The sequence below is a fragment of the Caballeronia sp. KNU42 genome (assembly GCF_053760385.1).
On the sequence record NZ_CM132390.1, the window covers coordinates 1,993,587 to 2,004,775 of the forward strand.

Below are 11,189 nucleotides of genomic sequence, written 5' to 3' on the forward strand. Positions count from 1 at the left end.
CTGATTGCCGCTACGGCAATCACGCGGAGCCGTACGGCCCCGGAGCCGTGGTCCGTCACACGCCCCGGCGGTGGCTAAGTTTTCCCAATCCGCGGCTCGACGGCAATCACGCTCAAGGAGGATTGGTGCATCCGAGACAACATCTGGCCTTGCTGATGTTAATGGCAGCGTTCGCTTCAACCGGAGCATGGGCGAGCGATATTCAATGCGCAACCACGCGTCAAGCGGCTGAGCGCGTTATATGCGACCACGCCATCCTGAACAACGAGTATGACGATATCGTCGCTCAGCAGCAGACTCTGCTGAGCACGGGGAAGCTGTCGCCCGCACAACTTGCCCAATGGAGGCAATCGCGTAACGCGTGCACTGACGTCCACTGCATCGACACCGTATTTGCGCAATGGAAGGCGGTGGCCAGGGCTGGTGAAGCCATGTCTCGCGAGCCACCGGCTCCGGCGATGGCGTCGGCTACCGATATGGCTCCCGTCGGACCCGCTTCGGACGCGGTTCCCGTCCCAGCGTCGCAGGCCGCCCCGACATCGGAAGCATCGCTCGCGCGGCAAGGGAGTGCCGCTGGCGTAGCGCTCCCGCAGGCGGTTGCGACGCAGGCATCGACACCTGCGCTCGCGTCCGCCGCGGCTTCGGGGACGAATGGTTCCACCAGCTCGAGCACGCTGAGCGTGGTCGCATTTCTCGCGATTGGTTTTATCGTCCTGGTCGCGCTCATCGCGGTTCGAAAGAGGAGCCGTCGGCGCTGACACCATGACGACTCAACCCAGTATCGCGAGCGAGGCTGAACGTTCATGAAACACTCGGATTTCTTCGCCGCCATCCAGCAGCTATGTGCAGCCGCCGATATTTTGAGCAGGCAAGGTCCACAGGAATGGCAGCTCGACGCGTTCAGGTTGCTCTCGGTCTTTCGCCGATACAACCAATCCAATCCTGGTTTGCAGCCGTCAGTCGCTTTCGACGACGAGCTCTTCATGCAAACTGCGCAAGCCGCACTCACGATGGCGGGACGCAATGAGTTCGCAGCGTCTCACGCGCTTCTCCAACAAGCCAATTCTCTCTTGCCCCCGACTTGAGATTTGTTGAGGTCGAGATTCGGCTCCGAATCAGTCTCCATAAAGGCTCTGCAGATTCGTCAGACCATATCTTTCAAGCGTAGCTGCGGTGTTCTGCAAGATTGGGTACTATTAATTCATCCGATCATTCAGCGTTAATACGGGTGTCAGAATTAGAGAGCCGCCTCTAAAATGCGGCTGCCTTTCAGTTTAAATGCTGAGTTTTAAACGCTGAGTCTTAAACGTTAGGTTTTAAACGTTGACGTGTCGCACTGGCGTAACAGTGCATTGAGATACTGACGGCATCGTTGCAAACACCTTCGCATAGACGAAGGCGGTCACCTGAGAGACAGCATTCATGACAGAGTCATCTACCACCTCCCATCGCGGTTTTCTGCTGACGGCAAGTTCGTGCCCAGTCCATGGCGACTTGCTTGCGGCGGACCTTGTCGTCCAACAGCCGGGCCATGCGCCGCGCTCCTTCCCTGCCCTCGACTACTTCTTCGACCATGAGCAAGCGGTGAATTATGCGACTCGTTGGGGTCGCATCTGGATCGATACGACAATTTGAGCCTGCGTTTGACGCAAGCGCTTATCGCCGAAGCGCATTTTCACGAGCAATCAACGTGTTCAATGGTGTGGTTCACGCAGACACGGGTTTGACGCCGCTCACGCTCGATCCGACAAGGAGGAGCAGCATGAATGTTTTATTTGTCGACGACCACGTAGCGTGTACCGACATGTTCGCCGACATCGCCGAGGGAATGGGACATCACGTTTGCGTAGCGCACGACGGCGTTAGCGCGCTGCAACGTTGTTCCGAAGAAACCTTCGACCTCATCCTGATGGATATAAGCCTTCCCGACAGCGACGGCCGCGACGTATGCTGCGAACTTCGCACTAATGGGCGCGCACACAAGACTCGCATTGTTGCCCTGACAGGACATGTTGATTTGGAGGGAAGCAATTCCATGTCGGATTTCGATGGATGCATCGTCAAGCCGATTGCAATGGAAGCGCTGGAGGCGCTGCTAAAAGACAACGAGCCGTCACCGGTGTGAATCGGGAAATCGTCAGTCTGCTTGGCGCTCCGGGCGCTTCGACGTCAATCCATTGACGCGTCGCTTTAACTGCTGGCGAGCGCGTATTCGTCGGCCCCCTCCGAAGGCCAGGCGAAAGGTTCCCTTAGCAACTGCTCCAACTCGCCCGGCGTAACCGGCTTGCTGTAGTGGTAACCCTGGATTTCGTGACAGTCGTTGTCACGCAGGAAATCAAGTTGCTGCTCCGTTTCGACGCCTTCGGCAATGACCTTGAGATTCAGTTGCCGTCCGAGCGAGATAACGGCCCGTGCGATGGCGCGATTATCCTCGCCGTCAGGCAGTTCGCGGACAAACGACTGGTCTATTTTGAGGCGCACGATCGGGAAGTGTTTCAATGCGCTCAAGCTGGAATAGCCGGTGCCGAAGTCGTCGATGGACAGGCGCACGCCCATGGCTTGCAACTGCGTCATGATCGCGATGGCGCCATCGAGATCCTGCATGATGAGACTCTCCGTGAGCTCGAGCTCAAGATACTGTGCGTCGAGCCCGCTCACGGCCAGCGCATGCGCTACCCGTGCCACCCATTCCTTCTGCAGGAACTGCCGCGCCGAGACGTTGACAGAAATGGTCATGGGAGCGATCCCCGCATCCTGCCAGGCCTTGTTCTGGTGGCAGGCGGTATGTAGCACCCAGTCGCCGATCGGCACGATCAATCCCGTTTCCTCCGCAAGCGGAATGAACGTGGTTGGGGAAACGAGCCCTTCTGTCGGGTGATCCCAGCGTAACAGCGCTTCCACCCCGAAGATCTTCTCGGTTTTCAAATCGACCTGCGGCTGATACACCAAACGAAATTCCTCGTTCGCGAGCGCATGCCGCAACTGTTCCTGAAGCCGCAGTTTCTCGTGCACCTTGATGTTTATCTCGGACGTGTACAACTGATAGTTGTTGCGGCCCATCTCTTTGGCGCGATACATCGCAGCGTCGGCGTTCATCAGCAGCGTCTCGGCGTCAGCGCCATCGTTCGGATAGCTCGCGAGCCCCATGCTGCACGTCACCTGAAAATTCTGGTCGTTCAGCTCGACCGGCTCGCGAATCGCATCGCGAATCTTTTCGATGGTCTGCGTGATCCCTCCTCGCTCCGGCGCCTGATCAAACAAAACGACTACAAACTCATCGCCACCGAGCCGCACCACGGTATCGGTGCGCCGCACGCACCGCACCATGCGGTCAGCCACGATCTTCAAGAGGCTATCACCGGCGCGATGACCGAGACTGTCGTTGATCAGCTTGAAATTGTCGAGATCGACGAACACCACCGTCACGCCACGCTGGTAGCGTTGCGCGTGCAGCAAGACCTGGTTCAGCCGATCAGCGAGCAAGGTACGATTCGGAAGGCCTGTTAGCGCGTCGTGATTCGCCATGTGGCGGATGCGTTGCTCAGCCTGGCTGCGTTCAATCGCAATGCCGGAAATGCGCGTCGCCATCGCAATGGCCTGCCCCTCGCTCGGTGTCGGCTCATGAGGATCCCTTACGAACAGCGTAAGCACACCTAGCGCGCTGCCGTCATGCGCCAGAATAGGCTGCGCCCAGCATGCGCCGTAGCCATGCACGCCGCAGTCTTCCATCTGCACACCCAGGTGCGCATCCTGCCTTATGTCCGGTACCAACACAGGCCGGCGCCAATGGACCGCGCGACCGCTCGGCCCCCCATCCGGACCAATCAACGAAGCGCGTATCTGCTTGCCATAGCGCTCGGGCAAGCTCGGCGCAGCACCCAGTTTGAGGTGCCGGCCGTCGTCATCACACAGCAAGGCGGCACACACCGCCCCTGTGATCTGGGACTCAAGGAGCCGGACCATGGACGACAGCACTTCTGCCAGCGGCGTGCTGGTGGCGATCATTTCCAGCACCCGGTTCTGCTCCGCGCGCCGGACTTCGGCGTGTTTCCGGGAACTGATGTCGCGCATCATCACGACCACGCCGTCTTCCACACGGACGACCTGCCGATGCAACCATATGGATGACGCATCCGGACGCTCGTGGACCCATTCGTGCTCTTCGCCCACACCCGTCCTCGCAACGTTGGCAAACTGATCGAACATGCCGTCGTTGCGACAACGAGGAAACGCGACGTCCAGTGAGCGGCCGATCAAGCCGTCCCGTGGCAGCCCGGACAAGTCGAAACCGCGCCGGTTTGTAGCTTGCACAACGAAGCCGATAATTTCACCGTTCGCGTCGAGTTCGCTGCGAAGTACAAAAAAGGCGTCGAGACTGGCTTCAGATGCAGCGTAATAGGTCTGCTGTGCCCGCCGTGCTCGCCGCCGGCTTACCGCTAGCTGCCAGCTCGAGCGGCTAAGTGCTGCTGCGAGCAGGACCAGCGCCACGCTGCCGAAGCTTGCCCACAGCAGGTAAGCGCGCCGGTGAGTCCGGAACTGCGCGAGTTGCTCTTCCTGACCGAGACCGACTATCGCGATGAGCGGGAAGCCCTGCAACTCGCGCAGGTTCGTATAGCGGCGCACACCGTGATCCCACGGCTGCACGGCAGGCAGGTCTGACGATACTTCGGCCGCCTGCATGGCCGTCCTCGGGAGAACCGCACCCCACGAGGTCCGTTCGCCCACTTGCTCGGCACGCATGACTCCGTCTGTACCGAGCAGCGCCAACACGCCTTCGTTGCCCATGCGCAAGTGATCGTAGCCGCTCGTGAAATAGCCGGGGCTCACGGAGAGCATCACGATCCCGGCAAATTGTCCGGCTGCGTTTCTCAGGCGCCGGCTGAAGATAATTTCCGGAACGCCAGTCGTGGCGTTGCGGGTAACCGCGCTGATGAACGGCGCCGGACTGTCGTTGGTGCGATCGCGCTGCACGGTGAAATACGGCTGGTCCGCCACGCTCGCGGGCGCCTGCACGCGGGTCGCGTCGCGCAGACGGCCATCGCTGCCGGCGATCGCTACCTTGAACACGACCGCGAAGGGCAGCAGGCCCTGGTCCTGCAACTCTGACAAGCGCACGCCGCCCCGCCGCTCGTACACATACTTGACCGTCTTGAGCGCCTGGTCTATCGCGACGAGATTGCGCACCATCTGCGCTTCATAAGTATCGGCGAGTTCGCGACTCAACTGCGCCGCGGCATCCCGGGCAACGGCGTGTTCGACAGTGACCAGATGAATGACCGCCGTCCACGCGAGCACGAGCAGCATCGCGGCAAATAGCGGGAACAGGACGTAGGCTTCGAGCAGACGCCGAAGCGCGGGGTGCACGTTCTCACCCAGCCGGCGCAGGCGGATGATCTGAGCGCTCACTACACCCTGCGCTCTCGATTGAATGCGACTGCCCTTGCTATCCAGGTTTCTTGTTATGAGGCGCATGATCCCTGCTCCGGTTCTGCATGGCTGCGGTTCGTTCTTGTTCAAGCGGACGCTTGCAGCCGCCTCTCCTCGCTGCGGCGGGTCCCGCGCATCGCGCGGCGGTTTGCCGAGTCTCGTGAAGAGCGGTTTCGACCCGTGTTCATTCAAGCGGCGAGGCTATGGTCCGCGCCTGTCTTTTTGTATTCAGCGCGCCCCTCCTGCACCGTGTTGCGGGGCCGATGCTCCAGCGTCGTCGCGCCTGAAAACACCTGTGCTGCCAAGGTGGTGTTCGCCAACCAGGCTTTCTTTCAGTATTGCAAGCGAATTACCGAAAACACGCCGACAAACTCAATGATCGACGCGAGCCGCGGGCAACGTTCCTTGCTCAAAGCACCAATCACATTGAGCACGAAGGTAATCCTCAATCTATTAACGGCGTATGCTCGGAAAAGTTTAATGTCCGGCTAAAAATCCAATCTTGTCAGGGAATTCGTTAATACAACGGATGACTTAAAGGAGCCTATGCGCCGTCCGTAAAACAATCTCCACTGCTAAGTATTAGTTTTTAGACATCGGAGATTTGAACCGTCGCCGGACGACATTCAAGCAATTTTTTCCAGTTCGCCCACCAGCGCGTGAAAAAACTTCGCGTTGCCACGGCATCTAAGTAGTCACCCCGATCCCGATCTCCAGCTTTTCAATGTCCCGCAGACTTGACCGCAGCCGAGAACGCCAGCCCACCTCGCTCAAGGCCGTGTTGAGCGATCCACACGATGTCCTCTTAAGAGTTCTGCAGTTTTTTGACCGGCTTTGCGAATTGACGAATAAAGCATACAGTCAGCGTGACAAAAGCAGATCCGCGACAAATGCTACGCAGCTTAGGGGGTTATTCGTCATGTTTTTTCGAATTTTGGCTGCACTGCCGTTCATCGGCATTCTCATCGGCGTTCCTTTCGTCAATCAGGTTGAACCCCTCGTCCTCGGCATGCCGTTCGTGCTCGCGTGGATCGTGATCTGGATCGTGCTGAGCGCGATCATCATGGGCATCATCTACCGGCTGGATCCGGCCAACCGCCAGGCCGTCAACGAAGCCGGGGAGGCCCGCACATGAGCAGCGCTCTTCTCATCATCATTGCGGTGACCGTGCTGGCGCTCTTTCTGGGCGTACGTGCGCGGCGTGGTCATGATATGAATCTCGAGCAATGGACCGTCGGCGGCCGCAGCTTCGGCACGGCGTTCGTATTCCTCCTGATGGCCGGGGAAATCTACACGACCTTCACGTTCCTCGGCGGCAGCGGCTTCGCCTATGGCAAGGGCGCGCCGGTCTACTACATCCTCGCCTACGGAACCCTCGCCTACATCCTCTCGTACTGGATGCTGCCGCCAATCTGGCGCTACGCGAAAAAACACCACCTCGTCTCTCAACCCCATTACTTCGCACGTAAATACGACAGCCCCGCGCTCGGCGTGCTGGTCGCGGTAGTCGGGGTGGTCGCGCTGATCCCCTATCTCGTGCTGCAACTCAAGGGACTCGGCATCATCGTGGCAACGGCGTCGTATGGCGTGATATCACCGACCATCGCCGTCTGGATCGGCGCGCTGGTCGTCACCGCTTACGTCATCTTGTCGGGCGTACGGGGCTCGGCGTGGAATTCAGTCGTGAAGGACGTCCTGATCCTGAGCGTCGTGCTGGCGCTGGGCATCTACCTGCCCTATCACCTCTACGGCGGCATCGGCCCCATGTTCCACGCGATCGATGCCGCGAAGCCCGGCTTCCTCACCTTCCCGGCGAAGGGGTCGAGCGTGTCGTGGTTCCAGTCCACGGTGCTGCTGACGGCGCTCGGCTTCTTCATGTGGCCGCATACGTTCGGGTCGGTGTACACGGCTCGCGATGAACGGATCTTCCGGCGCAACGCGATCATCCTGCCGGTCTACCAATTGATCCTGCTGTTCGTGTTCTTCGTGGGGTTCGCAGCCACGCTCAAGGTGCCGGGCCTCAAAGGCGGTGACATCGACCTGTCGCTGTTCCGTCTGTCCATCCAGAGTTTCGATCCCTGGATCGTCGGTGTGATCGGCGCAGCCGGCGTGTTGACCGCGCTCGTCCCTGGCTCCATGATCCTGACCTCGGCGTCTACCCTGCTTGCCAACGACGTATATCGAGGCGCGATAAACCGTCAGGCTTCCGATGCGTTTATCGGCCGGCTCGCGCGCTGGCTCGTGCCGGTCGTGGCGCTCGTCGCCATCTGGTTCACGCTGCAGGGCGGCAACACGATCGTCGCGTTGCTGCTGATGGGCTATAGCTTCGTGACGCAACTTTTTCCCGCGTTGATAGCGAGCCTGATGCAGAAAAACCGCGCGACGAAACAGGGGGCCATGGGCGGGATCATCGCGGGCGTGGCCGTTGTCGTGGCGACCACGACGATGCACCTGAGCATCGGACAGATATTTCCTTTCCTCCCCGACGCGGCGAAGGACATCAATATCGGCCTCCTCGCGCTGGCGTTGAATATCATCGTGCTCGTGGTCGTCAGTGCGCTCACGCAGCCGCACGTGGCGAGCGGTACCGCACATGAAACCGACGGGGCGCTGCGTTGAGCGGCGTTCGCCTTGAGGTGCCGGGGCTTTCTTCCGGAAGGTAGCCGGCACAGCCAATATGGATGCTGATGAACCCGCCGATCCGCCGGCCCTGCCTTCTCGTCCGGTGCTTGTCTGGGACATCCCAACGAGGTTGTTTCACTGGCTGGTAGTCGTGTTGGTGGCCGCCGCCTATGCGACCTCCAGGCTGAACTGGATGGACTGGCACGTCCGGATTGGCGAGGCGCTGCTGGCGCTGGTGCTGTTTCGCTTGCTGTGGGGATTCTTCGGCAGCGAGACCGCGCGCTTTCATAGTTTCCTGAAGGCGCCAGCCGCCGCATGGCAGCATCTGCGTCACCTGTTCCGCCGCGATGCCGACCTGCAGGTGGGGCACAATCCGGCGGGCGGATGGATGGTATTGCTACTGCTGGTTTTGCTGCTGGGCGAGACGCTGAGCGGGCTTTACGTCAACAACGACGTGGCGGACGACGGGCCGTTAACCCAATGGGTTCCCGCGGCGATCGCCAACGCGATCACCGCGCTGCACACGATCCTGTGGGAAGCACTGCTGGCGGCGGTGGCGCTGCACGTGCTGGCTATTGCAGTCTATGCAGTGGCCAAGGGCCACAATCTGCTGCGCCCGATGCTCACGGGACGTAAGCGCTTGCCGGAGCGCATCCGTGCGCCCGGCCAAGCGTCAGTCATGCTCGCGCTGCTCTTGCTCGTCATCAGCGCCACCCTGGTGACGCTGCTCGCCAAGTATCTGTGAGCGTGACGTCTATTACTTCGGCGGCACTACCTGACCGCGGATTTCGCCAGCCGGATGATCCTTGGTGTGCACGTTGACGTACATCTCGCCCGCGAGAAACTCTTGCGCGTCCGCCGGCGACAGCGTAGCGCTACCGTTGAAGGGGCTCGTGACGGCAGCGCCTTTCTCTGACAGCCAGACTTTCACGGGCGCATTCTTGCCGGACGCTGCGGGACCATGGAAGTGCGCCATGGTGGCGTCCCCGGACAAGCCGCTGAAGGTGATCGTCCAGGTGACGACCCGGGTGCTGGGATCGTAGGAGATGTTAGCCGTGCCGCTGCCCGAGGTCTGGACAGGAGGCACCTGTTCCGCACCGGTGAGCGGCACGGTGAACGAGACCGGCGCTGCTTGCGCGAGAGTCATCGCCCCCGCACACGCAAGGCCGATGAAAACCATGAGAGCTCGTCGCGAGATCGAAACATTCATTTGATTATCTCCTGTCGATATGGCCCGACTGAGCCGGGGCTGCATGGGTTCGCCTGGGTTCACTAGGACTCACTGGGGCTCACTTGGACTCACTTCGCCCAAGCGAGAGCACTCAAACCGGCCCCTTGCTGCAAGCCGCCGGCTTGCCCACTCGCCCTGCCTGCAAGGCCTGGGAAAAGGACAAATTCACGCTAGATCATGCTCGCACATGAGTGTTCTGACAAGCGTGGAAGCCCCGAGTGGAAGCCCCGAGGCAGCCGCGTGTCATCGCGACTGTCGTGCGGTCCAGGCGCTCCATCGGGCCGGATACTACCCCTCACCCGATCATCGCGCTCGGCTGCATAGTGGCCATTGATCTCGCATCAACGGCCAAGGATGCGTTGGTGTTCGCCCGCATTGCTGAACATCGCGATGATGTGCGAGATTGCAGAAGGAGCGGGGAACCCATGGGCGGCTCAGAGGATAGTGAAGGTGTCTTTCCTTCGCTTCATCGATGAAGGCAAATTCAAGGATCTCCAATCGTCGCGTGAATGAAGAGCACGAACAACGCGCTTGGCATCCTTGTGACTTTGCGATGCCTCCCCATGATGTTGCCGAGTTTGTGTGACAAGAAACCACGGGAGACGTGGTGACCAGTTTTACAGTTCTTTCAAAAATAAGAGGCGTAGATGTCCAGCGAGAAAGCAGCTGAAATTGCGGCACGGCTTGATCGGTTGCCACCCTCGCGCACGGTCTGGACCATGGTGATCCTGATCTCGCTTGGCGGTGTGTTCGAGTTCTACGATCTGTTCTTCACAGGCTACGTCGCGCCCGGCATGGTCCAGTCCGGGCTCTTCAAACCTGAGTCGCTAGGCTTCTTTGCTGCCCTTCAACCGCTTGCGGTGGCGGGCTTCGGAACCTTTGTCTTTGCCACATTCGCGGGGCTGTGGGTCGGTACCCTCGTGCTTGGTTATGTGGCGGACCGGTTTGGCCGGCGCCTGATCTTCACCTGGTCACTGGTCTGGTACATGGTCTGCACGGTGATCATGGCGTTCCAGACCTCCGGATTCGCGCTCGATATCTGGCGCTTCATCGCGGGTATTGGCATTGGCGTCGAACTGGTAACCATCGACACGTATATCTCCGAGCTGATCCCCAGCCAGGAGCGCGGCCGCGCTTACGCCATGAACCAGTTCATCACCTTTGCCGTCGTGCCGGTGGTCGCGTTTCTCGCGTATGCATTGAACGGGACGCGGCCGTTTGGCCTCGACTATTGGCGGGTAGTCATCCTGATCGGGTCTGTGGGCGCCGTGGTTGTCTGGATCGTGCGTCGCCATATTCCTGAAAGTCCGCGTTGGCTCGCGCGTCACGGCCGGATCGATGAGGCTGAGAAGATAGTCGCGGATATCGAACGGCGGGTCGTCGCGGAGAAAGGCATCAGCCTGCCGCCGCCACTCACGGTCGCCCCCGAGAAGGAAGGACGCGGCTCGCTCAAGGAAATTTTCGCGCCGGGTTATCGGCGCCGGACCATCATTCTGTCGATCTTCAACATGGCGCAAGTGATCGGCTTTTATGGCTTCGCCGCCTGGGTGCCAACACTTCTGATCCATCGCGGCATTCATGTGACAGCAAGCCTCGGCTATGCATTTGTCATTGCGATTGCAAACCCCTTTGGCCCGCTGCTGGGTATGCTGTTCGCCGACAGGCTCGAAAGGAAAACCCAGATCTGCGGTGGACTGCTCACGATGGCCATCGTCATCGCCATATTTTCCCAGGCCTCCACGCCATCGGTCCTCATCGGGCTCGGCGTCTTGTTCACACTCGCCGCGAACATCATGTCCTATGCGTACCACGGTTACCAGGCCGAGCTATACCCGACCCGCGTGCGAGCGCGTGCGATTGGCTTCGTCTATTCCTGGAGCCGGATTTCCGCGGCCTTCGCCGGGCTGGC

Annotated in this window: 8 protein-coding genes and 1 pseudogene; 7 read left to right on the forward strand and 2 right to left on the reverse strand. The window is 60.0% G+C overall.

Annotated elements, in window-relative coordinates; all coding sequences use genetic code 11:
• Positions 1 to 125: 125 nt before the first annotated feature.
• The 3 genes from ACSOSP_RS40205 to ACSOSP_RS40215 all read left to right on the forward strand — a co-directional run bounded on the left by ACSOSP_RS40205 (position 126) and on the right by ACSOSP_RS40215 (position 2,125).
• A complete protein-coding gene (locus tag ACSOSP_RS40205) occupies positions 126 to 758 on the forward strand; it encodes a hypothetical protein (RefSeq protein ID WP_455314564.1) in 633 nt (210 codons plus the stop codon).
• Between the two features lie 45 nt (positions 759 to 803).
• Positions 804 to 1,085, forward strand: coding sequence for a hypothetical protein (locus ACSOSP_RS40210; protein WP_455314565.1), 282 nt, complete (start codon positions 804 to 806; stop codon positions 1,083 to 1,085).
• A gap of 638 nt (positions 1,086 to 1,723) precedes the next feature.
• Positions 1,724 to 2,125 carry a response regulator gene (locus ACSOSP_RS40215; RefSeq protein WP_455314566.1) on the forward strand — a complete coding sequence of 134 codons (402 nt, stop codon included), beginning with the start codon at positions 1,724 to 1,726 and terminating at the stop codon, positions 2,123 to 2,125.
• Positions 2,126 to 2,190: 65 nt separating this feature from the next.
• Here the strand turns inward: ACSOSP_RS40215 and ACSOSP_RS40220 are convergent, their stop codons facing one another.
• The gene (locus ACSOSP_RS40220; protein WP_455314567.1) at positions 2,191 to 5,472 is read right to left on the reverse strand and encodes a bifunctional diguanylate cyclase/phosphodiesterase; all 3,282 of its coding nucleotides are present in this window, start codon (positions 5,470 to 5,472) and stop codon (positions 2,191 to 2,193) included.
• An 874-nt stretch (positions 5,473 to 6,346) separates the two neighbouring features.
• On the opposite strand from ACSOSP_RS40220, the gene ACSOSP_RS40225 reads away from it, so the two are divergent.
• From ACSOSP_RS40225 to ACSOSP_RS40235, 3 genes are read left to right on the forward strand one after another with little or no spacing between them, the layout of a single operon-like run.
• Positions 6,347 to 6,562 (forward strand): DUF3311 domain-containing protein, encoded by a 216-nt coding sequence (locus ACSOSP_RS40225; RefSeq protein ID WP_455315392.1) that lies wholly within the window; start codon positions 6,347 to 6,349, stop codon positions 6,560 to 6,562.
• Positions 6,559 to 8,046 carry a sodium:solute symporter family protein gene (locus ACSOSP_RS40230; protein WP_455314568.1) on the forward strand — a complete coding sequence of 496 codons (1,488 nt, stop codon included), beginning with the start codon at positions 6,559 to 6,561 and terminating at the stop codon, positions 8,044 to 8,046. The genes ACSOSP_RS40225 and ACSOSP_RS40230 overlap by 4 nt, the downstream gene beginning before the upstream one ends.
• Positions 8,047 to 8,104: 58 nt before the next feature.
• Positions 8,105 to 8,794: a cytochrome b/b6 domain-containing protein gene (locus ACSOSP_RS40235; RefSeq protein ID WP_455314569.1), complete on the forward strand. Its 690-nt coding sequence runs from the start codon at positions 8,105 to 8,107 to the stop codon at positions 8,792 to 8,794.
• Between the two features lie 12 nt (positions 8,795 to 8,806).
• Here ACSOSP_RS40235 and ACSOSP_RS40240 read toward each other — a convergent pair whose 3' ends face one another.
• Positions 8,807 to 9,259 (reverse strand): CHRD domain-containing protein, encoded by a 453-nt coding sequence (locus ACSOSP_RS40240; protein ID WP_455314570.1) that lies wholly within the window; start codon positions 9,257 to 9,259, stop codon positions 8,807 to 8,809.
• A 740-nt stretch (positions 9,260 to 9,999) separates the two neighbouring features.
• On the opposite strand from ACSOSP_RS40240, the pseudogene ACSOSP_RS40245 reads away from it, so the two are divergent.
• Positions 10,000 to 11,121, forward strand: a pseudogene (locus ACSOSP_RS40245) (MFS transporter); the annotation flags it as partial.
• Positions 11,122 to 11,189: the final 68 nt, after the last annotated feature.